Origin of the sequence: Micromonospora sp. RL09-050-HVF-A (assembly GCF_019374995.1) — a bacterium.
In the GTDB taxonomy this organism is placed as follows: domain Bacteria; phylum Actinomycetota; class Actinomycetes; order Mycobacteriales; family Micromonosporaceae; genus Micromonospora; species Micromonospora antibiotica.
In genome coordinates this window covers 4,568,254-4,593,156 of sequence record NZ_JAGKQP010000002.1, presented here as the reverse complement: position 1 = coordinate 4,593,156, position 24,903 = coordinate 4,568,254, and the positions used below count along the sequence as shown (strand labels likewise).

Below are 24,903 nucleotides of genomic sequence, written 5' to 3'. Positions count from 1 at the left end.
CCGGACAGGTGTTACCGATCAGTAACCCCCACTGTATTACTCACCGGTAGGCAGCGACAACCCGATCGTCGAAGTGACGGCGATCACAGCCCGGCGCGCGTCAGTTCTCCGCCGCGCCGACCTCCCACGAGGGCACCGCCACCGTCACCCCGCTACGCGGCCCGGTGTACTCCATCAGCACCAGGGCGATGTCGTCGTCGAGCCGCCCGTGCACCCACTCGACCAGCGCGGTCTCCAGGGAGGCCAGACCGTCGCCGACCGTGCCGTGGCCGAGCAGCCGCCACGCCCGGTCGGCGGTCGGGAAGAACTCGCCGTCCCGGCGTGCCTCACCGAGACCGTCGGTGAACAGCAGCAGCCGGTCGCCCGGCTCCAGCCGCTCCACCCGGGGCCGGACCACCGGCATGAAACCCAGCGGCGGCGCGGGCGCGGGCGGCTCCAGCGGGATCACCGCGCCCCGACGCAGCAGCAACGGCGCCGGATGGCCGCAGTTGACGATGGTCAGCGTCCCGCCGCGCTCCTCGACCACGGCCGCGGTGACGAAGTCCTCGTCCCCCACGTTGCGGGCCACCGCCCGGTCCAGGTCGGCCACCACCGCCCGCAGGTCGGGCCGCTCATAGGCGACGTGCCGGTAGGAGCCGAGCACGATGCTGGCGAGCCGGACCGCGTCCAGCCCCTTGCCCCGCACGTCCCCGATGATCATCCGGACGCCGTACGGGGTGTCTATCGCCTCGTACAGGTCACCGCCGATCTCGGCGGTGGCCGTGGGGGAGATGTACCGGGCCGCCACCGCCAGGGTCCCGACCTGCGGGCCGAGCGGACGCAGCACGGCCTGCTGAGCCACCGAGGCCAGCCGGGACAGCTCGCCGATCCGCACCACCTGCCCCTGCCGGACCGCCGCCACACTGGCCGCCACCACGGTGGCGAAGGCGATCCCGACCAGGGACACCGCAGTGGTCAGCTTCATCGCCGGATCGGCCACCGCGAAACCGGCCCCGACCAGCAGCGCGAGGAAACCCACCCCGGCCACCGCCCGCCACGAGGCGAAACCGGCGGCCAGGATCGGCGCCACCGTCATCAGTGCGACGTAGTGCACCGCACGGCCGTCGGCCGACTCGATCGCCGAGACGAGCGCGAGCAGCCCGACGGCCGCGCCGACGCCGGCGCGGGACCCGGGACTCAGTGGGCCTCGGCCCAACTGGAAGGCATGTTTACGTACGTGGGACAGCATGCCTGATGGAACCGGGCCGGAGAATGAACCTAGCCCCACGATTGAGGGTGTTCTACCCGGCCGTCCCGCTGGTGTCACCGTTCGCCGTCAGCCCAGCACCTCGTACCTGACCGTCAGTTCACCCAGGTCGACCGAGGCGATCGCGGCGAAGGCGGCCCGGGACAGGTCGATGCAGCGCCCGTCGACGAACGGGCCACGGTCGTTGATCCGCACGGTGACGGACTTGCCGTTGGCCGGGTTGGTCACCCGGACCTTGGTGTTGAACGGCAGGGTCTTGTGCGCGGCGGTCAGCGCGCTCGGGTCGAAGTTCTCCCCGTTGGCGGTCAACTGACCCTCGTCGTAGAAGGACGCGCCGCACGAGCCGCTGTCGACGACGTTGCTCTTCGGGGCCGCCTTCTTCGTGGTGGCGGACGGCTTGGGCGCGGGCGTGCGCGGCTTGCTCCGGGAAGCGGCCTGGGTCCGGGTCGCCTTCGGGCTGGCCGTGGCGGTGGGCGACGGGCTGGCGGTCGGGGAGACGGTGGGGCTGGCACTCAGGCTCGGCGTCGGCGCGGCGGTGGTGCCGACGACGCCGGGGGTGACCGGGTCCACGACGACGGGGGCCGGCGCGTCGTCGGCCGTCAGCTGCACCGCGCCGACGGTGCCGCCGACGGCGAGCGCGACACCGAGCGCGGCGGTGGCCGCGATGCCGGCGGGCGAGGAGAAGATCCGGGTACGGGAGTGCCTGCCAACCACCGGCTCGGTCCTTTCGTAGGCCTTCATAGCGGCTCGGACCGTAACGACAGAAGCACTTCCGAAGTCAACGTGATCATGGTGGTATGCCCGGAATTACAGTGATACGTGTGACCGATCAGCCGACGGCCGGTGGGCCGCACGGGCCAGAATGCCACCGCTGGCATTCACCGCCGAGGATGGGGTCATGACCGCCGCGCCGCGTACCGCGAGGATGGGGCCATGACCGCTGCGCTGCGCGCCCGCCTGGTCGAGCTGTTCCGCTGGGTCGACCCGGGGCCGGGCAGCAGCCACCTGGTCAGCGACGTCTCCGGCTGGTGGCGGGACCCGCAGGTGCTGGCCGGGCTCGGACCAGCCCTGGTCGCGCCGTTCCACCCCGACCGGCCGACCGTCGTCGTCGCCCCCGCGGTGACCGGGTTGATGCTCGGGCCGCTCGCCGCGACCGCCCTCGGTGTCGGCTTCGTCCCGGCCCACAAGCCCGGCGACGGCCGACTCCCCGCCGGCCCGCTGACCTGGGCGCAGAGCCCACCCGACTTCCGGGGCCGGCAGGTCGACCTGGCGGTACGCGACGACCGGCTCGGCGCGGACGACCGGGTGCTCATGGTCGACGACTGGGTCGCCACCGGAGCCCAGGTGCGGGCCGTCCGGGACCTCTGCGCCGCCCGGGGCGCACACTGGGTCGGCGTCGCCGCCGTGGTCGTCGACCTGCCCGACCCGGTCGCCGCCGAACTGGGCGCACGCGGGCTACTCACCCCCGCCGACCTGCCCTGACCCACGCTCCCGTGTCAGCCCGGCCAGGGTGCCGAGCGACTTGGCGACCAGCAGATCGGTCGGCGTGGCCAGGGTCGGGGCGACCTGTCCGGCGACTCAGTCCACCGCCACCGCCGGTGGTGCGCCGGGCGACGGGACAGCGGCACCCCGGTAGCCTCGGCCGCATGTGGCCACGGATCGGCGGACTCCGCACGCTCGCCCTCGGCACCCCCGGTGAGCTGCGCACCACCCTCAACACGCTGGTGCTCACCGGGGTCAAGACGGCCACCGCCGGCCTGCTCACCGAGTACGCCGCCGAGGCCGAGGAGTTGGAGCACGTCGGTGAACGGCTGGCCCTGGTCGACGACCGGGACGCGCTCGTCGGAGTGGTCGAGGTGACTGGAATCGACGTCGTCCCCTTCGCCCGGGTCCCCTGGGACTTCGCCCGCTCCGAGGGGGAGGGCGACCGCTCGATCGAGGACTGGCGGGCGGGGCACGCCGGCTTCTGGGCCCGGGCCGGCACCCCGGTCACCGACGACACCGAGATCGTCTGCATCCGGTTCCGACTGGTCTCGGCCGGCGACGGCGGGATACGCACCGGCGACCTGGGCACCTGAACCGGGCCGGGGCGGCACCCCGTCAGTGTCCGGCCCCCTGCCGGTGCGTGCGGGGTCCCTCAGTGTGCAGCCGCTCAGGGCCCGCGGCACCCCGCAGTGCGTGCGGCGACCTGTCAGGGCGTGCGCAGCTCCGGCAGCAGGCGGGTGGCGACGTCCGCCAGCACCGCCTCGTCGCCCGCGTACCAGCTGCTGGCCCGGGGCCAGTGCGTGATCACGTCGGTGAAGCCGAGCGCCGCCGCCCGCGCGACCTGCTCGGCGAAGAAGTCCGCGCTGCTCAGCGAGAAGACCGGCGCCGAGTCCAGGGAGAGGTACCGGGGCAGGCTGGCCGGGTCGCGGCCGGCCTCGTCGAGGGTACGGTCCATCCGGGCGCAGAGCGTCGCCACCCCGCCCCACCAGGCCGTCAGTTCCTCCTCGCCGGTGCCGGTGGTGACCCAGCCCTGACCGAACCGGGCGACCAACCGCATCGACCGGGGCCCGTTGGCGGCCACCACGAACGGCACCCGGGGTTGCTGCACGCAGCCGGGGTTGTTGCGGGCGTCCACGGCGGAGAACCAGTCACCCCGCCAGGTGGTGCCGTCCTCCCGCAGGATCAGGTCCAGCAGCTCGGTGAACTCACCGAACCGGTCCACCCGCGGCCGGGGCGGCAGCGTCTCCCCGCCCAGCACCGCCGAGTCGAAGCCGATCCCACCCGCGCCGAGACCCAGCAGCAGCCGCCCGCCGCAGATGTCGTCGAGGGTGGTGACCTGCCGGGCGAACGCCGCCGGATGCCGGAAGTTGGGCGAGGCGACCAGGGTGCCGAGCAGGATCCGTTCGGTCACCGTGGCAGCGGCGGTCAGCGTCGACATCGAGTCGAACCAGGGACCGTCGACCAGGTCCCGCCAACCCAGGTGGTCGTACGTCCAGGCGTGGTCGAAGCCCCACGCGTCCACCTGCTGCCAGCGCCGACGCGCCTCCGGCCACCGCTGGTCGGGAAGGATCACGATGCCAATCCGCATGATCACCAGGGTACGTCCCGACGCCGCCCCCGGCCCTTTCCGTGCCGGGTGCCCGCGCTCACGTGGGTCAGTCAGGCCGGGTCTGCTCCTCGGTCTCCGACCACGGGGTCGCCTTCAGCACGATCGGCCGGTAGGCCAGCGCGCGGTCGACGACCTCGGTGGCCGTCAGCTCCGGGGTGGTCGTGAAGATCAGATCGGAGACGTCCGGACAGACGAGGTCGCGTGCGAGTCTGTCCAGCCAGTCGTTCAGCTCGCCGTCGTCGGCATAGTCGAGCCGCATGATCCGCTCGACGAGGGCGACGGCCTCGTCCCGGGTCAGCTTCGCCGGCACGGTGACCTCCTCGGAGCAGGGCCGATGGCACCCCACATGATCCTCGACGGGGAGGTGTCGAGGTTTCCGCCCCGGGCTGTCGTCCAGGTCGGCCCGAGGTCGGGTGGTCCTGGCGCGTCCTTTCGAGCTGATGTCGTCAACGAATCAGGCGGCGAGTGAGGCGTGACAGGTGGTCAGGCGGGGGGTGACGGGCGGCGGGCGGCGGGCGGCGGGCGGCGGGCGGCGGAGTGTGCTGACGTCGACACCGCTTCGGCCGTCGGTGTGAGTCGTTCACGTCATCAGGTCTAAAGGACGCGCACGGGTATCCGCTCCCCCGCCATGCCGATCGAGTGGGCTTCAGGTCGCCGGGGTCGCCGCCTGGGCGACGTCACCGGGGTCGTAACTCTCGTCGCAACCGCCAAGTCACCAACGCAGGCGGCACCTGGAGCCGCTACCCCGGCCCAAGGCCATGACTTGTTACCGCGACAACCCCGCTGTCGGCCGCGCCGGTGCTCAGCTGGCTTCCGAGCCAGGTGAGTAGCGTCGTGCTGTACTGCCCGCTGATGCTCCCGCCATCGGCACGGTGCGCCCTGGTTGACCTTGGAACATCGAAGGCCCCGACTCGGATTCGCATCCTGGTCAGGGCCTTCGTGGTGGAGCGGGTGACGGGAATCGAACCCGCACTGTCAGCTTGGGAATTGACGATGGGTGGGAGGTCGACGGGCCGGCGGCCTGGTCGCGGTGGTCCCTGGTGGCCTGGGTTGACCCCTGCTGTCCTGCCCTAATGGCACGCTAATGGCACGGGCTGCCCGTTCTCGAACGGCTCGTCATGCCACCGGAAGCCGGCCTCGTCGTCCTCGATTCTCAACAGGAACTCGGCCACCTGGGGGCCGTCCGGGTGGGTCATCGTCAGGGCGGCCCGGATCTCGTCGTCGATCCGGATCATGACCTCGTCGTCGTCCGCGTCGAGGGCGGCGTTCTGGGCGACAAAGAGCGGGCGTAGCGGCCCGAACCCCGGCAGCGGTCGGAACCGGCCGTACGTCCACGGGAAAGTCGTGACTCTGCTCGTCGATCTCGCCGACCAGTTCGCCCCGGTGGTACAGCCGCCACACCCTGCCCACGTCCACCGCGACAGCGTAGGCGGACCCGGTGTGGTCGGATTCGGCGCGACGCGGGGTGACCTGGGAGGGCCGAGGGCAAGCCGGCGAAGCCGGCGCGGCAGCCGATCGCCAAAAGCCCGACGGGGCCAGCCACCCCGGCGATCGTCACGGCCTGGTCGTGGTTCGTTATCCAGATTCGGGGTGCTGTGGGCGCGGCAGCCCGTCGGCTGTCGGCGGCTTCCCGCCCCGGCGTCGCAGACGACCGGGGCGGCTTGCCGCCGGACGGGGCCACCGCGCCCGCACCGCGCTGCGCGCGGTGCCTTGATCCAAAATAGAAGGAATCGGCAACTATCGTCGAGAAGACCGTCGAGTAGCCGAGCCCTGCCGACGCAAGCGTAGATCGGCATAAGATGCTGTGTCACGCAGCGTACCGAGAGTATGAGGGCACCCCGGATCATTCCTCACCGCGACTTAGAGACCCATGACCTTCTACGAGTGCTACTCGGTTAGAAGAGACAGCTGCCATCTGATACACAAGACCCGCCGAGAGTTGGAGGTTCCCTTGAGTGACCGAGCCCTAGACACGGGTGACGAGAATCCGGTCGATGAAGTCCGAGACGTCGAGGAGGCCGAGTCACAGCTCGATGATCAGTATGGCAACGATCCTGTTGGCTTCTGGGAGGCGAAGCAGCGAGACCTTGTCACTAGCGCTGTCGACTATAACCTCTTCTCGCTCTCCAGTCTTGTGCGAGCTAAAAAGATCGACTTGTCGCCAAAGTACCAGCGACGCAATCGCTGGACCAACGTACGCAAGTCACAACTGATCGAATCCTTTTTGATGAATGTTCCGGTACCGCCAATCTTCCTCAACGAGGACGAGTATGGTCGATACTCGGTGATCGATGGTAAGCAGCGCCTCACTGCCATCAATGACTTTCTAGTCGGGCGTCTTCGCCTCACTGGCCTTGAGGTTTTTTCTGAACTAAACGGAAGCTCCATTGACGAGTTGCCCGGAACCCTTCAGACCATCCTGGAAACCAGGGCCGCAATTCGGGCCATCATCATTCTTCGCCAGTCGGACTCCGACGTCAAGTACCAGGTATTTCAGAGGCTGAACACTGGCGGCATTCGCTTGAATCCCCAGGAAATCCGGAATAGCGCATGGCCCGGCAACTTGAATGAGATGATTCTCGAAGAATCTTCTTCTGATTTGTTTCACAAAGCTCTAGGGATTGCCGATAGGCACAAGTCTGAACTCTATAAAGAGATGCGAGATGCTGAATTTGTGCTCAGGTACCTATCTTTCAAAGATGATTGGGAGACCTTCAAGGGGGGAATGGGTCGCCGTCTCGATGATTTTATGGTAAATAATCACTCCATGCCGATCTCTCAGGTCGAGGAACTTCGATCAGCTTTCAGAGAGTCGGTCCGTAAGTCGATGGCAGCTTTCGGCGAATATGCTTACCGCCGTTGGATGCCCGAGAAGCAGACATGGAGGAAACCGGTGCTGGCAGCGGCTTTCGATGCCGAGATATTTGCTGTCCAGGACTTCGATATTTCTAAGCTAGAACTGAATCAGGATGCCTTAATTACCGGAGTCAAGGAGCTTTTCAGTGACCCTACCTTTAGGTCGGCAATCGACTCGGCAACCAACACTCCGAGCTACTTCCGAGAACGAATCAGGCTAGTCCGCCACACGATCGCTTCTATCGTGAGCTAGGCATGGCAGCGCTGGAGAGCCTAAGGCATTCCCTAATCGCTGTGAGGGCGCTAGCTGAATTGGAAGAGCGCTACGCTGATCCCCCAGAGGTTGAAGATCGTGCAGTGTGCTTTGGGCTGCGTGGAGCCTGCACGGTTCTAACCGTCGCATGTTTCGAGTCGTTCCTTCGGACACTTTTCGAGGAGCAGTTAGACCGCCTCCGTCAAGAGCGAATTCCACTGGCTCACTATGGCGACAAGATTCATACAGCCGCAATCTACACGTCGCTCGAGTTAGCCATGAAGGGAGATCATCGCTCACGCGGGTCGGAGAAGGTGAATCGGTTGCCGGAGGTAATTGCAGCCGCAAAGGCGATTGTTGGCGGCTCTTTCTCGCCAAGAGCTTTGTCTTCCACCGGCAACAACCCAGATCCAGATTGCGTCAAACGAATGTTCAAGAACGTTGGATTCAACGACATTTTCAGAAAGGTCTCTCAGCCATTCGGCGAAACGTGGCCTAAGCCTGTGTCGCTCGACTACTGCGCGGAAAAACTCGAAAGTCTGGTGACTTCGCGACACCAGGTCGCCCATACGGCCGACGCCGCCCACGTTCTTCGGGCCGAACTACTCGAGAACGCCCTTTTTGTTGAGAGTCTAGCCCTCGTTTTGTCAATGCAATTGGAGACGCACATCGATGCTTTAATTGCTTCTGCTCGACGCGCCCATACTCTAACCGAGGAGCTGGATATCTGATCTATTCGGTCACTGTCCACCTGCGTTTCTGAGAGTGGTCAAGAGAGTGGAGTCAGGGCACCTAGAGAGCTCGTTCATCCGAGCTGCGAGTTTAGGCGCCTCGACTCCATTTCTTCGCTCTATCGACGGACTTAACGCTCTCTCAACTTTGGCTCGACTGTTTCGCGACTCACACGATCGAGTCCACATGGAGCAGCCATTTTAATCGTGCCGCGGCAGCCGATATAACCTTACGACCATCTCAACTCTCGCTCCCGTTCGTGAAATGCTCTCGCTTTCGATCAGTGGCGTGCCAACTTCGACCTCGAAAAGGGCTGCTAGGCCTGCATCGGCCGCAACTTCATTCACTCTTTCTTTCGTGCCCTTACACCGGTCGGTATTGCAGTTACAGGTGCGCGCGTTCGCGTATGTACCCCTACCGTGTTCGGTGGTGACGAAGCCCTCATCTCGCAAAACAGATATCGCCTGACGTATTGTGCCGCGACTTGCCCGGAACTCGGCCGTAAGCACGCTCTCGGTCGGCAAAACGGCTCCGGGCGGGATCGCGCCACGCTCGATGCGCTGCTTCAGTTCGTCGGCGATGGTGCGGTAGCGGGGTTGTCCGTAGTGCGGGGTGGGCACCTGTTCACCGTACCTGGCACTTGTTGTACCAAGTGCCAAGCAAGCGACGTGTTTCGACGTCTGGACAACTCGTCCACTTGTAGATACGTTTCCTGGTGTGCGGCCGGGGTGACGGCTCGTGTCAGGGGTGGTCGCGGTGTCGGCCCTGGCCGCACCTATGCGCGGCGTCCTGTGGGACCGGTTGCGGTAGCCGCGTAGACAAGTTGGCTCGGCGATACCCGACCCGTCCGGCGTCGGACGGTGCGCCGTGCCTTCATCCGGGCCGGCGGTCGGCCACAACCACGCTCGTGGTCGGCCGCCGGTTCCTCGTCTACCTGTGGAGGTGCGATGTCCGGCTCTCATCGTCGACGCGGTTGGTTGTCGTCCTGGTGGCCGCGCCGACGTACACCAATCCCGGCCACCAGCAGCGACAAGCCATCGGTGTCGTCCGGCGGATCGGTCGTCCCTGCGTCGTGGTGGTCGGCTGACGTCACGCGGGAACTTCCCGTGCTGCGGTATGCGCCGTTGATGACGGTGGCTCAGGCGCACCGGGGCCACGGCGGGCGGTGGACACGATGACCCGCCCGAGCAAGCCGGCCCCGGTCACGAGTCACCCGGACTGGTGCACGCCGGAGCGGTGCGGCTATCTGGTGCCGCCGGTGATGGCGCACATGGCCCGTCGTCATCGCGGCCACATGCTGCGCGTCGGTGAGAAGCGGGCGAGTGGGCTCGTCGTCACGTACCTCATCAGCGCCGAGACTCCCGGTGCTCCGCTGGTGTGCGTGCACGCGTCGTGTCGGGCGGGGAACGCCTGGGCGGAGTTGTCGCTGTCGGAGGCGGCCGAGTTGGTGGAGCAGTTGCGTGGGTTGCTGGCGCAGGCCGGCGGGCAGGGGGCCGGCGATGAGTGACGGCTTTCCGATGATGAACCGGCGGGGGCCGGCGTCGCCTCGGCCGGTGGTGTGTCCGCCGTGGTGTCGGGGTTGTGGACCGAACGATCCGATGCACCGGGGGTACCTGGCCACGATCGGGCGGGAGGGGACCGGCTGGGTGAGTCTGCAACTGCTCATCGACCGGTTCACCCGCCGCGACCCGGCGATCAAGCTCGACGCGACCCACTTCGGCACCACGCAGACCGTGCTCCTGTCGCTCAACCACGTCGACCGGCTCATCGAGGAACTGACCCACGCCCGACACGCCATGCAGGCACAGGCCGGGCGGCCCGGCCAGACGGGAGAGCCGCGGTGAACACCAACGGCCGGCGGGCCGCTTCCGCCCGTGCGCCTGGTGGGCGTCGTGGGCAGGCTCCGCGAGCAGGGGCGGTGGTGGTGCCGGCGGTGCCGGAGCGGCCCGCTGGGGGGACCACCTGGCAGACGTTGGAACGTCTAGGGGGTACGGTGACCGGTGTGCATGGCCGGGACTGGCGCCCTCGCTACCTGCAACTCGCGGAAGAGTTGCGGGTGAAGATCATGAGCGGGGAGCTTGCCCCTGGCACGCTGATGCCCAGCGAAACCGAGCTGGCCGAGTCGTCCGGGCTGTCCCGCACGAGCGTCCGCAACGCCATCCGGCAGCTCCGGGAATGGGGTCTGGTCCGCGCGGAGCAGGGGCGCGGCACCTACGTGCGGGCACCCCGTCAGCGGGTACGCCGACGCAACACCGAGCGGTACCAGTGGGAGAAGGACCGGGTCCTGCTCGACGAGGATGAACGGTTGAAGACCGGCGCGACCGAGCACGACACCGGCCTGACCGTCGATGACCTCAAGTTCCACGCCGAGTACACCCGCGTCGACGCCGATGAGGAGATGGCGGCGGCCTTGCAGGTGGAGCCGGGTGCGCCGCTGCTGCGCCGGGTCTACTGGACGTCGTCGCGGCACGAGAACGCGCCGCTGACCGTGTCGTACTCCTACCTGCCCTACGACCTGGTAGCCGCGAACCCGGACCTGCTCGACGCCGGCAAGGAACCCTGGCCCGGCGGCACGCAACACCAGCTCTACACCCTCGGCATCGAACTGGACCGCATCGACGACGAGATCCGCGCCCGGCCCCCGTCACCGGATGAGGCCGAACTGCTGGACATCGACCCGGGCGTCTCCGTGCTCACCGTGCGGAAGACCTCCGTCGACACCACCGGCCGGGTGGTCGAGGTCGCTGACGTGGTGATGCCGGGGGACCGGACCGAGCTTGTCTACTCCCACAAACTCCAGCGGTGGAAAACTTGACGCAGCTCGTCTCGGTCATCACCCCGGTCCACGCGCCCAGCATCGGATACCTGGCTGGCGCGTACGAGTCGCTTGCCAAGCAGGAGATGCCGCCGGGGTGGGATTGGCAATGGCTCGTCCAGGAAGACGGACAGACCGGAGCCCTGGCCGACGTGCTGCCCGACGACCCTCGGATCAGCCTCGGCACGGGTCGTCCTGGTGGGCCTGGTGTTGCTCGGACCCTTGCGCTGTCCCGGGTTGACGGTGACCTCATCAAGGTTCTCGATGCTGACGACCAGTTGACCCCCGGCGCGCTCGCTCGGGACATCGCCGCGTTCGACGCGCACCCGCAGATCGGGTGGACCACCTCGCGGGTGCTCGACCTGCTGCCCGACGGGTCGACCGCCGGATGGGACAAGGACCCGGCCGGTGGGGTCATCGACCGGGGTGCGGTCCTGGCGTTCTGGCAGGCCAACGACTACCGGGCATCCGTACACCCGGCGACCCTGTGCCTACGGCGGGATCTCGTCTTCGCCCTCGGCGGCTGGATGGCCCTACCCGCCTCCGAAGACACCGGCCTGCTCCTGGCCGCCAACGCCGTCAGCGCCGGCTACTTCACCCGCGAATACGGCCTGCTCTACCGTAAATGGCCCGGCCAGGTCACCAGCCAAGCCGCACACCGCGAGCCCGCCGAGTACCAAGCCCGCATGAAGATCATCGAGGCCAGAGCCCAGGCTCTCGCCTCGGCGGTCCCGCGCGGCTTCGGCAGCAGCACTAAGGGGTAGAACCGCACTCCTCGCCGCGTGTCGGGTTGCGGCTAGGGTTTCATGCTCTCATCCCGGTTGCCGTCTCAGCCTTCTCTGCCTCGTGGAGCAGCCTCACTACCTCAGGTCAGGCTGGGGCCCGCTCGGATCATTCCTACGGGTTAATCCGTGAGTAACTTTCGGATGGGATGACTGCCTCGCGGCCTTCGTTTCAATGCGATTCCATGCAGCGACTCCCGCCGTAGCCGAATGGCTGCGGGGTCGAAGCCGGAAGCAGGTCCACCGCTTGTCAAGCTGGCCGGGCTTGGGCAAAATCCTCCCATGTTCACTCACCCTAAGGAAGTCAGCCTCGCTGCTCTGCCGTTGCACGGCTTGTTTGACCAGAAAGCTCACCCTGGGCGTCCCGAAGTGCTCTGCTTCTTGTCACTAGGAGTTGATATCTACCTGGGGAACGGCGTGCAATCGAGTATCGCGATAAAGCAGAAGAGTGGACGGCCTAGCAGGGAAGCACTGCTCTCCGAAGCCCGGATTCGCGGGCTGGAAGATCTCACCCAGGGCAAGTTTGACATCTTCTGGAATAGCATTCATCGCTACCATGGTGATCTCGCAGTTTATGCACGCTATCACGCATGGAGAAGCAACGTGCTGACCCCAACGACCGGGGTTCTGAAGGAGAAGCTCTGCATTGTTCGGAGCGATGTAGCCACGCTGCCAGATGTCATCGAGGAGGTCTGTATCGCCTATATAGCCCAGCGCCTCGCACGGGCGGGGATGACCGTGAGTCTGCAAGGCTTGCTTGGGCAAGAGCAGCACCGCAAGAGCATCCTGTTGATTGAGAAGAAGTTGTACGAGCTGGGCATGGCAACATGGAGGACGGTCTACCAACAAATGGCCGATGCCGCCGGGATTCGACTCACGTCGGACTTTCTGGATAGATTCTCGCTCCATGCCGCACTTTTGTCTGAAGGCTATACCAAAAGAGCTTACATTAACCAAGAGTTGGAAGGAATTCCCGATTCCGAAATAGCCGATTCCTTTGGAAGGCGGCTCGGTTTTGACTTAATTTGTTACGTTCGCGGCTTAGTAGTGGACTTAGACCAGAAGCTCATGAAGGTGCTGACCTTGCGCGGGAAAGCCATCCAGTGAGTTGACCGCAAGCCCTCTCGCTGGCAGAGGGCTTGCGGCTTCCGCACCCCTCCAAGTTGTTGACTTGTCTGCCAAGTGGCGTCTACCTTGGAGTCTCCACTTGGCAGACATGTCAACGACTTGGAGGTTGAGCGATGGCTCTGCGTGGCGGTACGAGGTTCGCCGTGCGTTGTGAGGACGTGTTCCCGGCGGGGTGCGCCCTGGTCCCCGAGTCCCTGGGTGAGGTCGAGGACTACGACGAGAAGACCGGGCGGCGTAGCCCGGCGAAGGACAAGTTGACCGGTCAGCGGGTGTGGCAGGTGCGGGTGATGGACCTGGACCCGGAGCTTGGCAAGCGTTCCCGGGAGACGACGGTCAAGATCTCCGCCGACTACCAGCCGGTTCCGCCGACGGGTGCGCCGTTCGAGGCGGTGGAGTTCGAGGGCATGACGGTCACGCCGTACGTGACCAACAACAACCGGATGGCGTACTCGCTGCGGGCGACCGGGATGCGTGCCCCGGCAGGCGTGGCGAAGAAGGCGGCGGCGTAGCCGCTGAAGGTTGGGGGCGGGGCTGTCTGGTCTTGGCGGACGGCAGCCCCGCCCCCTTGGTGTCTCTTTCCCCTGCTCTGTCGAGAGAGGTAGTGACGTGTCCAAGCGTAGGCGTTCGGCTGCCCCGGCTTCGCCTCGGTGCGAGGTGTGTCAGTCCCGGTTCGACCCGGCCACCGGTGCCGACGGTCGGTGTGCCGGGTGTGTCGGGCAGCTCGTTCTTCCGTTTCCTCCGGTCCGGGATGCGTCGGGCCGGTTCGTGTCCCTGCGGGGTGGGCGATGATGCGCCGTCCTCGTGGCGGGGTCGTGATGGTGACCGCCGGGGATCTGATGGTGGTCCGGCCGAAGCGGTTCGTCCTGCCGATGTGGCTGGTCGTGCTCGGCCTGGTGCTGCGCTGGGCCGCCCGGTTCTGCTGGTGGTGCCTGCGTCACCCGATCACCGTGGGCCTGGCCGTGGCCGCCGCCGTCCTCTACACCGAACACGGATGGCCGGGCCTGGTCGTGCCGCTGGTGCTGGCGTCGGCGGTGTCGGCCCTGTGGCGGTGGCGCGATGAGACGTCCTGGTGGCGGTGGTGCGCCGGGCCGCTGCTCGGCCGATTCCGTCAGGTCGTCGTCTACCGGCGGGCCTGGCCCGAGGCCATGACCCTGTGCGGCCTCGCCGCAACGTACGACCACCGGCCGGTCCTGCCGCAATTGCTGCGGGTGCGCTCGGATCAGGCCCTGGACGTGCTGACCGTGCGCATGGTCCGGGGGCAGACCCCGGCCGACTTCCAACAGGTCACCGCGAACCTCGCGTACGCCTTCGGCCGGCGGCACGCCCGGGTCTACTCCGAGCGACCCGACACCCCGCCGACCCGTACCGGCTACTGGGCTCTGCCGCTCGGCTGGGTCGACCGGTTGCGGTTCCGGGACCGACCCACGCTGGTCTACCTGGTGCTCGTCCGCACCGACGCGCTGCGGCCGGTGGTGCCGCCGTTCGACACCCCGGCCGTTCCCGACTTCACCGGGTTGCCGTTGGCGCGGCGGGAGGACCTGGGCACCTGGTCGCTGCACCTGCTCGCCACCCATGTGCTGATCGGTGGGGCCACCCGCTCCGGGAAAGGCTCGGTGCTGTGGTCGCTGGTCCGCTCGCTGGCCGGTGGCATCACGTCGGGCCTGGTGCGGCTGTGGGTGATCGACCCCAAGGGCGGGATGGAGTTCGCCATGGGCCGGCCGCTGTTCGCCCGGTTCGCCTGCAAGTCGTTCGAGGCCATGGCCGATCTCCTCGACGAGGCCGTGACCGTGATGCGGGAGCGTCAGACCCGACTCGCCGGCACCGTTCGGGTGCACACGCCGACCGGGGATGACCCCCTGGTCGTGGTCGTCATCGACGAGATGGCCGCGCTGACGGCGTACCTGCAAGACGTCGACCTGCGTAAGCGCATCGCGGTCTCGCTGGGGTTGCTGCTGTCGCAGGGGGCCGGGGTCGGGGTGCTGGTGGTGGCCGCGTTGCAGGACCCGCGCAAGGAGGTGTTGCCGTTCCGGGACCTGTTCCCGACCCGCATCGCCCTCGGGCTGACCGAGGCAGCTCAGGTTGATCTCGTGTTGGGTGACGGTGCCCGCAACCGTGGTGCCCTCGCGGATCAGATGCCCCGATGGGCCAAGGGCGTGGGGTACGTGATCCTCGACGGCACCCCGGAACCGATGCGGGTCCGGTTCTCCTACGTCAGCGACGACGACATCCGCGACCTGGCGCACCGGTACCCGGCCCCGGCCGACGCGGCGGACATCCTCGCCCAGGTCGGCCGCGAGTCGACCCCGGAACCGGCCCGGCCGGCGCTGCCCCGGCCTCGACGCGGGCCACTGCTTCCCGACGCGCTGCGCACCATCCTCGACGCCGACCGGGGTGAACCCCGATGACCGGCCCGACCGACGGCCGGCGCTTCTACCGGCTGCGTACCCCCGAACCGGTCACCGCCGTGTCCGTCCGCGTCGACCACGACCGACCCGACCCGTACCCCGTCTATCTGGCGGTCGGTGCGGGCCGGCGGCGAATGTCCCTGACCCCTGACGAGGCGTGGGCGCTGTGGCGCTGCCTTTCCGAAGCCGTCGCCACGCTCGGCACCCCTCCCGACTACATCCGCACCGACATCCGACCGGCCCGGAGGTAACCGCCATGACCACCCTTGCCCGCGTCATCAACCGGCTCCGGCGTCCGCTGCGCATCCGGCTCGTCGGCCCCGCCGACCAGACCGCCGCCGCCCTGCACGGCCTCGCGCACATGGTCAACCGCCGCCCCGACATGGCCGACCGGCGCATCCGTATCGACCTCACCATCCGCGAGAAGCCGATGCAGGAGTGGCGATGACCGCACGCACCGAAACCGCCGTACGCCTGGTGATCCTGCTTGCCATCGGCAGCATGGCCGGCGCTGCCGCCTTCACCCACGTCCACGACCTGTCCGTCGCCCACGGCCAACCCGACTGGATCGGCTGGGCCAACGCCGTAGCCGTCGAACTGATGGCGATCTACCTCGGCCTTGAACTCCGCGCCCGCCGCCGTGCCGGTCGCCCTGTCGGCCTGGTCGGCTCGCTCCTGGTGGCGTTCGCGTTGCTGTCCCTCGCCGCCCAGGTCGCCGAAGCGGAACCCTCGGTGTGGGGCTGGACCGTGGCGGCCGTGCCGTCCCTGGCATTCCTCGCCCTGGTCAAGGTCGTCCTGTCCAACGCTCCCGCCGTGCCGCCGGCTCCCGCACCGGACCAACCCCCGGGCGACTGGTACGAGGTGCCCGAGCAGGCCACCACCGACCCGGTACCCGAGCGTCCGGCCGACCCCGTGCCGCCGGCTGTCCCGGCACCGGCTGCCATCTCTGCCCCGGCGGCCGTGCTGCCTCCGCGTGTTGTCCCCTCGAACCGGCCGCACGTCGTCGGGATCATCCGATGACCGCCCCCACCCTCCCGGGCCTCGAACCCGCCACCCCGACCCCGGTCGCTGTTCCTCGGCCGGGGTCGCGGGCGGCCCGCATGGCGCTACCCCGCTCGGTCGACGTCCTCAAGGAGATCGCCGCCGAGTACGGCGTCTGCGTGCGCCCCCTCGCCATGCGCCGCACCGACCTCGACACCGGCCTGACCGAAGTCATCGACCTGCCCTGTGGTGCCACCCGGGAAGACAAGTGCGCCCCGTGCGCCAAGAAGAACCGCCGACTGCGGCAGGCCCAGATCCGGGAGGGCTGGCACCGCGACGACGAGCCGTTGCCGCCACCGGAACCGGCGACCGAGGAACAGAAGGCGCTGATCCTGTTCCGCGCACACCTGGAGTTCTCCCGCGACGAGGCCATCCGCGCCGCCGAGTGGGGGCAGGTCGAAGAACTCGACGAAGGAGTCCGCGAGGTCGAAGAGGCCATCACGGCGGAGGGCCTGCGCGGGCGGGTAGGGCCACCCCACGCGGGCGTCGACGAAGACGCCGACGACGACACCGGCCGCCGGCGTAAGCGCTCCACCAAACGGCGGCAGGACGCGCCCGAGCTTCCTCGGCGCAAGGTCGAGCGGCGCACGGTCGGCAGGACGTATACCGCTGCGGACGGGTCGACCTACCGGCCGTCGATGTGGCTGACCCTCACCCTCGACTCCTACGGCCCGGTCCGGCCCGACGGCACCCCGGTCAACCCCGACCGGTACGACTACCGCCGCGCCGCCTGGGACGCCGTGCACTTCCCCCGGCTCCTGGATCGGTTCTGGCAGAACCTGCGCCGCTGTGAGGGCTGGAACGTCCAGTACGCCGGCTGCGTCGAGCCGCAACGCCGACTCGCCCCACACGCCCACTTCGCCATCCGGGGCACCATCCCCCGCGACACCCTGCGCACCGTCGCGGCGGCCACCTATCACCAGGTGTGGTGGCCGACGGTCGACGTCCAGCAGTACACCGCCGACCGACCCCCGGTGTGGGACGAGGACGCGGCGGCGTGGGTCGACCCGGACACCCGGTGCCCGCTGACCACCTGGACGGAAGCCCTCGACGCCATCGACAACGACCCGGACGCGGAACCGGTGCACGTCGTGCGCTTCGGTACCCAGGTCGACGCCCGAGGCGTCATGCCCGGCACCACCGACGCGGAACGGACCATCCGGTACGTCACGAAGTACATCACCAAGCACACCGGCGACGTCCACAAGGCCACCACCGACCGGCACCGCAAACACCTCGACCGGCTCTGGCGGGAACTGCGCGTCACCCCCTGCACCGACCGGTGCGCCAACTGGCTGCTCTACGGCGTCCAACCGAAGAAGGCGAACCCGAAGCTCAAGCCGGGCCGGTGCAAGGGCAAGGTCCACCAGCGGGACACCCTCGGCATCGGCGGCCGGCGCATCCTCATCTCCCGCGACTGGTCCGGCAAGACCCTCAGCGACCACAAGCACGACGTCCGGGCCTGGGTGCGGGCATTGCTCGGTACCACCACCGACAGCGGCGCGGCCGACAACACCCGGCAGCTCGTCGACGACCAGGGCGACAACGTCGAACGGGTCCGGCACGCCTGGGAACTCGCCCGGCCCGACGACCCGGACGTGGGGCCGCTGTCCCATCGGCTCATGCGGTCGATCAGCGAACGCGCCCGCTGGCGGTCCGAACTACTCGCCGCCAAGGACCGGGCCGCCCAGGGGTCGGCCGATCCTTCGGCAACTCAGCACAACGCACGGCACGACGGGGAGGAAGGCGACAGTGGACGAGGTTTTGACCATCGAGCAGGCCGCGGCCCGGATCAACATGAGTGAGCGGTACGTCCGCCGGCTGGTCGCCGAACGGCGTATCCCGTTCCACAAGCTCGGCCGTAGCGTCCGGATCAAGGCCGTCGACCTGGCCGCGCATGTCGAGTCCGGGCGGGTGGAGCCGCTGACCGCCTCGGATGTGTGGCGCGACCTTCAGCGGGTGGCGTGATGGCGAACAAGGAAGGTCACCGCCGGTTCGGCAGCGTCCGCAAGCTGCCCTCGGGGCGCTATCAGGCTCGGTACCCCGGCCCGGATGGGCAGATGCGCAACGCGCCGGAGACGTTCGCCCGGAAGTCCGACGCGGACCGGTACCTCACGCTGGTTGAGGCGCAGATTGCCCGGCACGAGTGGACCGACCCCACCCGGGCCAAGATCAAGGTTGCCAACTACGCGCGACGCTGGATCGACCAGCGGCCGAACCTGCGACCCCGGACCGTGCACCTGTACGGGTGGCTGCTCGACAAACACATCGTGCCGTACCTCGGTGGGACCGAGCTGGGTCGGCTGGACACACCGATGGTCCGCGACTGGCGGGCGAATCTGCTCGGCAACGGCGTCTCGGTGAGCATGGCGGCCAAGGCATACCGGCTGCTGCGGGCGGTGCTGATGACGGCGGTGAAGGAAGACATGATCCTGCCCCGGAACCCGTGCCGCATCCCAGGGGCCGACCAGGAAAAGCCGGCGGAACGGCCGGTGCTCACCCTCGCCCAGGTCTTCAAGCTGGCCGACATCGTGCCGCCCCGGTACCGCGCCCTGGTCCTCGTGACCACCTTCGGCTGCCTGCGCTGGGGTGAGGTCGCCGCGCTACAACGGCAGGACGTCGACACGGTGACCGGCACCATCCGGGTACGGCAGGCGTACACCGAACAGCGCGGGGTCGGCCTGGTGCTCGGGCCACCGAAGTCCCGGGCGGGCCGGCGCACGATCACCCTGCCCCCGGCGGTCGTCGCGGTCGTCCGTGACCACCTGGCCGCCGAGGTCGACGACAACCCGGAAGCTCTCGTGTTCACCACCGAGAGTGGGCGCCCGATCTGGCGGGGCAACCTGAACAAGCTCATCGACTGGAAGGCGAACATCTCCCGGATCGGTCAGCCCAACCTGCACTTCCACGACCTGCGGCACACCGGGAACACCCTCGCCGCCCAGACCGGGGCCAGCACCCGGGACCTGATGGCCCGGATGGGGCACGACTCGCCGCAGGCGGCGCTGATCTACCAGCACGCCACGGCGGAAGCCGACCGGGCCATCGCCCAGGCGCTGCACGAGGCGGTGCGGGCCGACCGGAAGAAGACCAGGAAGGCGACCGGCGGCAAGGGCAAGAGCGGGAAGAAGGCCGGCGGGAAGAAGGGCGGGAAGCGGCCGACCGACCGGGACGAGGCCGGTGGCGAGCGGCCCTAATGGCACGCCAATGGCACGGTGCATGATCGTTGACCTTGGAACATCGAAGGCCCTGACTCGGATTCGCATCCTGGTCAGGGCCTTCGTGGTGGAGCGGGTGACGGGAATCGAACCCGCACTGTCAGCTTGGGAAGCTGATGTTCTGCCATTGAACTACACCCGCAAGCGGAACCACTGTACCTGAGGTGACCACGCCCGCGCACCCTGGCACCCCCGCACGCCGCCGGACACCTTCCGTAGCCGATCGACCACCACCTGCTGAAATGAAACGGTCAGATGTTTCACAGAAGCAGCTTAGGGACGTTCTCAAACGTGTCGATCAGTTGTAACGTCACCCCCACGTTCACGACCTCGGCGCGACATACCCCCTGTCGCGCCGCCAGAAAGAGGTGGGCCCATGGGACTACGTCCCAACCTGCTGACCCGGCGTGCCGCCGGCGTCGCATCGACGACCTTCGCGCTGCTGCTGAGCACTGCTGCGGTGGGCGTCGTGCCTGCGGCTTCCGCATACTCCGCAGCCCCCGACAACGCCTCCTGCGCGGAGCCGGCCGACGTCCACGAGGACGTCCACTCCGACGCGCGCGTTCGCGGCGGCAGCAAGGCCGCGCACAAGCGGCACGACCCGAACCAGCTGACCGCCACGCAGGTCAAGGAGCGGGAGGCGGACTTCGCTGCCGCCCTGCGCAACAGCGCCCTGCGGTCGAAGTCCAGCATCCGCACCGGTTCGAGCGAGGGCACGACGGTGGCGCTGGCCCCGATCACCGTCCCGGTCGTCGTCCACGTGATCCAGCGGGACAGCACCCGGGCCGGGGGCAACATCCCCGACTCGCTGATCAACTCGCAGATCACCGTGCTCAACCAGGCTTACAGCGGTGCGACCGGCGGCGCGGCCACCGGCTTCACCTTCCAGCTCCAGAAGATCAACCGGGTCACCAACGCGTCCTGGTACCCGATCGTGCAGGGCTCCTCGGCCGAGCGGGCGATGAAGACCCAGCTGCGCACCGGCGGCAAGAACACCCTCAACTTCTACCTGGGCGAGCTGAGCGACGACCTGCTCGGCTGGGCGACCTTCCCCAAGCGCACCCTGGACGTGATGGACGGCGTCGTCGTGCTCGGCGAGTCGCTGCCGGGTGGCACCGCCACCAACTACAACCTGGGTGACACCGGCACCCACGAGGTCGGCCACTGGCTGAACCTCTACCACACCTTCCAGGGTGGTTGCTCGGGCTCGGGCGACGGCGTCTCGGACACCCCGGCCGAGCGTGAGCCGGCCTTCGAGTGCCCGACCGGTCGGGACACCTGCACCGCGTCCGGCAAGGACCCGATCACCAACTTCATGGACTACACCTACGACTCGTGCATGTACCAGTTCACCGCTGGTCAGGCGAGCCGCATGGTGAACGCCTGGACCGCCTACCGCGCGTCGGCCTGACCGACACACCGCAGGCACCGGTGCCGGCTCCGTCCTTCCCGGACGGGGCCGGCACCGTCGTCTTCCGGGTCAGGCGGCGGTACGCCGGGTGTCGAACCCGTGCCGACCACGCCGGGCCGGCCGCTGGTCGGGCAGGTCGGCGACACCCGGCCGGCCCGCTGTCGGGTCCAGCCAGACCTGCACGGCGGGACGCCCGCCGTCGGGACGCAACTGGCCGCCGTGGTCACGCCGGGTCAGCATGGCGACGTCCACGCTGAACTCGAAGAGCCGCCAGTCGACCTGGGGAGCGGCCCGACCGATCGCAGCCACCAGCGCCACCCGGGCCGGATCGGCCACCGGCTCGGCCCGACCGGCGAGATACGCCTCGTCGTCGCTCTCCTCCGCCGGGAACGAGTGGAGCGCGTAGCGGCCGTCACGTTCGAGGTCGCGTCGCTTGGGTGAGTCGACGACGAAGCAGAAGAGCCCGCCGTCGGTGACCAGCGGGCAGACCGGGTGCACCCGGGGACCACCGTCGGCGCGGACGGTGGCCAGGTAGCCGAAACCCGGCCCGTACTGCTGGAGGAGAAGGCGGATCCCGTCGGCGAGTCGGGGCTCGTCGGCGGCGAATGCGGACCATGATGCCATGCCGTCATCCTATCGAACAGGCGTTCGAAAATCAGTCCGACACGCAGGTGGAAGGGCCCGGCATCCGCCCCGCAGCCACCGCCGACGACGACCGCCGGCGGCCCGGTGGGTCGGGGCGGCCGACGCGCCGACGAGGCCGGCGGGACGGCCCGGTAGGCAGGGCGGACTGGCGTGCTCGATAGGGTGGCCCGATGCTGCTCTCCGACCGGGACCTGGTCTCCGAGATCAAGGCCGGCACGCTGGCGCTGGAGCCGTTCGAGCCGAGTCTGGTGCAGCCGTCCAGCATCGACGTGCGCCTCGACAAGCTGTTCCGGGTCTTCAACAACCACCTCTACACCCACATCGACCCGGCCGTGCAGCAGGACGACCTGACGTCGATGGTCGAGGTGCCGGCGGGCGAACCGTTCGTGCTGCACCCGGGTGAGTTCGTGCTCGCCTCCACGCTCGAGGTCATCTCGCTCGGCGACCAGCTCGCCGGCCGGCTGGAGGGCAAGTCGAGCCTGGGCCGGCTGGGCCTGCTCACCCACTCGACCGCCGGCTTCATCGATCCGGGCTTCTCCGGCCACGTCACGCTGGAGCTGTCGAACGTGGCCAACCTGCCGATCACCCTGTGGCCGGGCATGAAGATCGGCCAGCTCTGCATCTTCCGGCTCTCCTCGCCGGCCGAGCACCCCTACGGCTCGGAGGTGTACGGGTCGCGTTACCAGGGCCAGCGCGGGCCGACGCAGAGCCGCTCCTGGCAGAACTGGCGCATCTGGCCCACCCGCTGACCACACCCCACCGGGCCGGGCCCCCGGGTCAGGGGGCCCGGACGCGTGGCTCAGCCGGGTCGGCCGTAGCTGTTGACCGGCCCGTCGTCGACCCGCTTCATCGTGATCGGCTTGCCGGCCTGGGAGGCGTGCACGACCCAGCCGTCCCCGACGTACATCCCGACGTGGTGCAGGTCGGAGTAGTAGAAGACCAGGTCGCCGGGGCGCAGGTCGGCCCGGCTGACCCGGTCGGTGACCTGGCGCTGCTGCCGGGCGTTGTGCGGCAGCGACACCCCGGCCTTCGCCCAGGCGGCCATGGTCAGCCCGGAGCAGTCGTAGTTGTTGGGGCCGGCCGCGCCCCACACGTACAGCTTGCCGATCTGGGCGCAGGCGAACTTGACGGCCGTGCCGGACGGGCCGCCGGGGTAGCCGGCCGGGCAGGGTGCCGGGCGCAGTGATCCCCCGCCGCCGTTGCCGTAGACCTTCAGCCGCAGCTTCTGCAATTTGTCGATCTCGGTGTTGATCTGCTTCTTCTTCGCCGCCAACTGGGCCTCGGTACGGGTCAGCTGGGCGACCATCTCGTCCAACGGCGCCTTGGTCGCGGCGAGTTCGTCGCGCAGTGCCGCGACGGTCCGCACCTCGCGCTGCTGGCGGCTGGCGAACCGGTCCAGCAACCCCAACTGCTCGACCACCTGGCTGGGGCTGTGGCTGCCGAGCAGCGCATTGACGGTGGACATGTTCTCGCCCTTGTACGCCTGGACGGCGAGGCCGCTGACCTGGTTCATCGCCTGGTCCACCCGCCGTTGCAGCGGGGCGATCCGCTTGCCCAGTTCGTCGGCCTGCCGGCGCTTGGCTGCGAGGTCGGTGCGGGTGGCGTTGTGCTGCTCGATGATCGGTTCGAGCTTGTTCCAGTCCTGGTCGATCTGTCGTTCGATCTCGGCGACCGAGGGGTCGGCGTGGGCTGCCGTGGCGCCACCGGTCAGGGCGACCGCGACAGCGGCCAGGGTGGCGAGGGTGGTGGTGAAGCGGGACCAACGTGGGCGCGGCACCGTCGTCTCGCGGGCGACCTGGGTCGACCGGCGTGACGGTGGGCGCGGGGCATCGTGTGCCACCGGGCTCCGGGCTCCTTCTTCCTCGACCGCCTACCGGGTTAGCTGACGGGTTCGGGCGGGAAGGGAGCGCCCTACCGCAGTGGTTGCGGATTCACCCCGGCGTACCTGGGTCCCCGGCTCGCCCGGAGGCGACTCGGCGGTGCCGGCCGACGCCACCCCGGGTGGGGCGGACCTGGTGCCGACCGACGATTGACCAGAGTAGAGATGGTCGTTATCGATCCGCAACCCGCCGGGCCGGCACACTCCGTGACCCGAAGACGGGCCAACCCCCGGCCCATCGGGCCGGGGGTTGGCGTCTGCGCTGGTCAGGGTCGGCGGAAGCCGGCCACCGGCATGTAGTTGATGCTGGTCACCTGGACCGGCTTACCGGTCCGGGGTGCGTGCACCATCATGTCGTTGCCCAGGTAGAGCCCGACGTGGTGCAGGTCGCTGAAGAAGAACACCAGGTCGCCGGGGCGGGCCTCGGAGCGCGGGATGGCCTTGCCCTCGTTCCACTGGGCACCGGTGAAGTGGGTCAGCGAGATGCCGGCCGCCTTGTAGGCGAACTGGGTGAGCCCGGAGCAGTCGAACGAGTTCGGCCCGGTGGCGCCCCAGACGTACGGGTCACCGACCTGCGCGCAGGCGGTGGCGATCGCGGTCCGGGCGGCGGAGCTGACCACCCCGTTGATCGTGGGGCAGCCGTTCACCTTGACGGTGGTCTTCGGCATGGCCGCCTGGAGCCGCTTGATCTCGGCGTTGATCTTGGTCTTCTTGGCCGCGAGATCCTTCTCCTGCTGCACCTCGGCGGCGATCAGGGTGTCGAGCTTCTGCTTCTCGGCGTCGTACTTGCGGCGCACCACGAGCACCGCCTCGACCTCCCGCCGCTGCTCGGCGGCGAGCCGGTCCAGAATGGTCAACTGCGCGGCGAGGGTGCCCGGCCGACTGGTGGTGAGCAGCGCGCTCAACTCCTGCGACGGCCCGGACTTGTAGTAGCGGGAGGCGAGGTCGCCCACCCGGCCGAGGGCCAACTCGCTCTGCAGGGCCAACGGCTCGATCTTCTTCTGCAGGTCGGCCGACTTCCTGCGGTTGACCTTCAGCTGCGCCCGGACCTTGTTGTAGTTCTCGATGGTGGGTTCGAGCTGCTCCCACTGCTTGTCGAGAGCCGCCTCGATCTCCTCGGGCGACGGCGCGGCGTGGGCCGGCACAGCGAGCATCCCGGCACCGACGGCGACCGCCGCGACCACGGTGAGCAGGCGGCGGGCGACCCGCCGAAGGACTGCCGGCCGGGCGGGCGGCTGGCCCTGGACGTGACGTTGAGGGGGCATGGTTGCCACCGGCGTCGACTCCTTTGCAACCGACCGCCGGGCGCCTCGCTAAGGGGAAGAAGGAGGCAGACGACCCACAGCGGCCGGTGCAACATTAGGGGGAGTCCCGGTGGGGAATCAAGGCGGGTGGGCC

Annotated in this window: 28 protein-coding genes, 1 tRNA gene and 1 riboswitch; of the genes, 19 read left to right on the top strand and 10 right to left on the bottom strand. The window is 68.4% G+C overall.

Annotation, left to right across the window (positions count from 1 at the left end; all coding sequences use genetic code 11):
• Positions 1-100: 100 nt before the first annotated feature.
• Together J7462_RS20210 and J7462_RS20205 are read right to left on the bottom strand one after the other, a co-directional pair.
• Positions 101-1,228 carry a PP2C family protein-serine/threonine phosphatase gene (locus J7462_RS20210; RefSeq protein WP_219465479.1) on the bottom strand — a complete coding sequence of 376 codons (1,128 nt, stop codon included), beginning with the start codon at positions 1,226-1,228 and terminating at the stop codon, positions 101-103.
• A gap of 87 nt (positions 1,229-1,315) precedes the next feature.
• A complete protein-coding gene (locus J7462_RS20205) occupies positions 1,316-1,960 on the bottom strand; it encodes a septal ring lytic transglycosylase RlpA family protein (RefSeq protein WP_219465478.1) in 645 nt (214 codons plus the stop codon).
• 219 nt (positions 1,961-2,179) lie between these two features.
• Here J7462_RS20205 and J7462_RS20200 point away from each other — a divergent pair, with 219 nt between their 5' ends.
• Both J7462_RS20200 and J7462_RS20195 read left to right on the top strand, forming a co-directional pair.
• Positions 2,180-2,728 (top strand): phosphoribosyltransferase family protein, encoded by a 549-nt coding sequence (locus J7462_RS20200; protein WP_219465477.1) that lies wholly within the window; start codon positions 2,180-2,182, stop codon positions 2,726-2,728.
• Positions 2,729-2,892: 164 nt separating this feature from the next.
• Positions 2,893-3,324 (top strand): ASCH domain-containing protein, encoded by a 432-nt coding sequence (locus J7462_RS20195; protein ID WP_219465476.1) that lies wholly within the window; start codon positions 2,893-2,895, stop codon positions 3,322-3,324.
• Positions 3,325-3,437: 113 nt separating this feature from the next.
• Here J7462_RS20195 and J7462_RS20190 read toward each other — a convergent pair whose 3' ends face one another.
• The 3 genes from J7462_RS20190 to J7462_RS20180 form a co-directional block, all read right to left on the bottom strand.
• A complete protein-coding gene (locus tag J7462_RS20190) occupies positions 3,438-4,325 on the bottom strand; it encodes an LLM class flavin-dependent oxidoreductase (protein WP_219465475.1) in 888 nt (295 codons plus the stop codon).
• Between the two features lie 61 nt (positions 4,326-4,386).
• Positions 4,387-4,650 carry an e9imm peptide gene (locus J7462_RS20185; RefSeq protein ID WP_219465474.1) on the bottom strand — a complete coding sequence of 88 codons (264 nt, stop codon included), beginning with the start codon at positions 4,648-4,650 and terminating at the stop codon, positions 4,387-4,389.
• 760 nt (positions 4,651-5,410) lie between these two features.
• Complete coding sequence (locus J7462_RS20180) at positions 5,411-5,575, bottom strand: hypothetical protein (RefSeq protein ID WP_219465473.1); 165 nt, start codon at positions 5,573-5,575, stop codon at positions 5,411-5,413.
• Between the two features lie 635 nt (positions 5,576-6,210).
• Here J7462_RS20180 and J7462_RS20175 point away from each other — a divergent pair.
• Together J7462_RS20175 and J7462_RS20170 are read left to right on the top strand one after the other, a co-directional pair.
• Positions 6,211-7,449, top strand: a complete 1,239-nt coding sequence (locus tag J7462_RS20175) for a DUF262 domain-containing protein (protein ID WP_219465472.1) — start codon at positions 6,211-6,213, stop codon at positions 7,447-7,449.
• Between the two features lie 2 nt (positions 7,450-7,451).
• Complete coding sequence (locus J7462_RS20170) at positions 7,452-8,180, top strand: HEPN domain-containing protein (RefSeq protein WP_219465471.1); 729 nt, start codon at positions 7,452-7,454, stop codon at positions 8,178-8,180.
• A 201-nt stretch (positions 8,181-8,381) separates the two neighbouring features.
• Here J7462_RS20170 and J7462_RS33380 read toward each other — a convergent pair whose 3' ends face one another.
• A complete protein-coding gene (locus J7462_RS33380; protein ID WP_219465470.1) occupies positions 8,382-8,801 on the bottom strand; it encodes a GntR family transcriptional regulator in 420 nt (139 codons plus the stop codon).
• A 554-nt stretch (positions 8,802-9,355) separates the two neighbouring features.
• On the opposite strand from J7462_RS33380, the gene J7462_RS32390 reads away from it, so the two are divergent.
• From J7462_RS32390 to J7462_RS20100, 13 genes are all read left to right on the top strand, one after another.
• Complete coding sequence (locus J7462_RS32390) at positions 9,356-9,688, top strand: hypothetical protein (RefSeq protein ID WP_255597805.1); 333 nt, start codon at positions 9,356-9,358, stop codon at positions 9,686-9,688.
• 91 nt (positions 9,689-9,779) lie between these two features.
• Positions 9,780-10,025, top strand: coding sequence for a precorrin-4 C11-methyltransferase (locus J7462_RS20155; RefSeq protein WP_219465469.1), 246 nt, complete (start codon positions 9,780-9,782; stop codon positions 10,023-10,025).
• 149 nt (positions 10,026-10,174) lie between these two features.
• Positions 10,175-10,996, top strand: a complete 822-nt coding sequence (locus J7462_RS20150; protein ID WP_219465468.1) for a GntR family transcriptional regulator — start codon at positions 10,175-10,177, stop codon at positions 10,994-10,996.
• Positions 10,984-11,760 carry a glycosyltransferase gene (locus tag J7462_RS20145; protein WP_308290960.1) on the top strand — a complete coding sequence of 259 codons (777 nt, stop codon included), beginning with the start codon at positions 10,984-10,986 and terminating at the stop codon, positions 11,758-11,760. The genes J7462_RS20150 and J7462_RS20145 overlap by 13 nt, the downstream gene beginning before the upstream one ends.
• Before the next feature lie 300 nt (positions 11,761-12,060).
• Entirely contained in the window at positions 12,061-12,885 is an 825-nt protein-coding gene (locus J7462_RS20140) for a hypothetical protein (RefSeq protein ID WP_219465467.1), read from the top strand.
• A gap of 134 nt (positions 12,886-13,019) precedes the next feature.
• Positions 13,020-13,415, top strand: coding sequence for a transcriptional regulator (locus J7462_RS20135; protein WP_104113758.1), 396 nt, complete (start codon positions 13,020-13,022; stop codon positions 13,413-13,415).
• A 279-nt stretch (positions 13,416-13,694) separates the two neighbouring features.
• Entirely contained in the window at positions 13,695-15,311 is a 1,617-nt protein-coding gene (locus J7462_RS20130) for an FtsK/SpoIIIE domain-containing protein (RefSeq protein ID WP_255597804.1), read from the top strand.
• Positions 15,308-15,562, top strand: a complete 255-nt coding sequence (locus tag J7462_RS20125) for a hypothetical protein (RefSeq protein WP_219465466.1) — start codon at positions 15,308-15,310, stop codon at positions 15,560-15,562. Before J7462_RS20130 ends, J7462_RS20125 begins: the two co-directional genes overlap by 4 nt.
• 5 nt (positions 15,563-15,567) lie before the next feature.
• On the top strand, positions 15,568-15,759 hold the full coding sequence (locus J7462_RS20120; RefSeq protein WP_145921118.1) for a hypothetical protein: 192 nt from the start codon (positions 15,568-15,570) through the stop codon (positions 15,757-15,759).
• Positions 15,756-16,331 carry a DUF2637 domain-containing protein gene (locus J7462_RS20115; RefSeq protein ID WP_219465465.1) on the top strand — a complete coding sequence of 192 codons (576 nt, stop codon included), beginning with the start codon at positions 15,756-15,758 and terminating at the stop codon, positions 16,329-16,331. The genes J7462_RS20120 and J7462_RS20115 overlap by 4 nt, the downstream gene beginning before the upstream one ends.
• Positions 16,328-18,157, top strand: a complete 1,830-nt coding sequence (locus J7462_RS20110; protein ID WP_219465464.1) for a replication initiator — start codon at positions 16,328-16,330, stop codon at positions 18,155-18,157. The genes J7462_RS20115 and J7462_RS20110 overlap by 4 nt, the downstream gene beginning before the upstream one ends.
• Complete coding sequence (locus tag J7462_RS20105) at positions 18,150-18,320, top strand: helix-turn-helix domain-containing protein (protein WP_255598827.1); 171 nt, start codon at positions 18,150-18,152, stop codon at positions 18,318-18,320. Before J7462_RS20110 ends, J7462_RS20105 begins: the two co-directional genes overlap by 8 nt.
• On the top strand, positions 18,320-19,549 hold the full coding sequence (locus tag J7462_RS20100) for a site-specific integrase (RefSeq protein WP_219465462.1): 1,230 nt from the start codon (positions 18,320-18,322) through the stop codon (positions 19,547-19,549). The genes J7462_RS20105 and J7462_RS20100 overlap by 1 nt, the downstream gene beginning before the upstream one ends.
• 89 nt (positions 19,550-19,638) lie before the next feature.
• On the opposite strand, the gene J7462_RS20095 is transcribed toward J7462_RS20100, so the two are convergent.
• Positions 19,639-19,712 (bottom strand) — tRNA-Gly (locus J7462_RS20095).
• Between the two features lie 234 nt (positions 19,713-19,946).
• On the opposite strand from J7462_RS20095, the gene J7462_RS20090 reads away from it, so the two are divergent.
• On the top strand, positions 19,947-20,981 hold the full coding sequence (locus J7462_RS20090; protein ID WP_219465461.1) for a zinc metalloprotease: 1,035 nt from the start codon (positions 19,947-19,949) through the stop codon (positions 20,979-20,981).
• A 69-nt stretch (positions 20,982-21,050) separates the two neighbouring features.
• Here J7462_RS20090 and J7462_RS20085 read toward each other — a convergent pair whose 3' ends face one another.
• Positions 21,051-21,605: a pyridoxamine 5'-phosphate oxidase family protein gene (locus J7462_RS20085; RefSeq protein ID WP_219465460.1), complete on the bottom strand. Its 555-nt coding sequence runs from the start codon at positions 21,603-21,605 to the stop codon at positions 21,051-21,053.
• A 191-nt stretch (positions 21,606-21,796) separates the two neighbouring features.
• Between J7462_RS20085 and dcd the strand changes: the two genes are divergently transcribed.
• Complete coding sequence (gene dcd, locus J7462_RS20080; protein ID WP_208565243.1) at positions 21,797-22,375, top strand: dCTP deaminase; 579 nt, start codon at positions 21,797-21,799, stop codon at positions 22,373-22,375.
• 50 nt (positions 22,376-22,425) lie between these two features.
• On the opposite strand, the gene J7462_RS33375 is transcribed toward dcd, so the two are convergent.
• Entirely contained in the window at positions 22,426-23,466 is a 1,041-nt protein-coding gene (locus J7462_RS33375; RefSeq protein WP_208565242.1) for an NlpC/P60 family protein, read from the bottom strand.
• Positions 23,467-23,478: 12 nt separating this feature from the next.
• A riboswitch (cyclic di-AMP (ydaO/yuaA leader) is annotated at positions 23,479-23,615 on the bottom strand.
• A 156-nt stretch (positions 23,616-23,771) separates the two neighbouring features.
• On the bottom strand, positions 23,772-24,770 hold the full coding sequence (locus J7462_RS20070) for a C40 family peptidase (protein ID WP_219465459.1): 999 nt from the start codon (positions 24,768-24,770) through the stop codon (positions 23,772-23,774).
• Positions 24,771-24,903 lie beyond the last annotated feature (133 nt).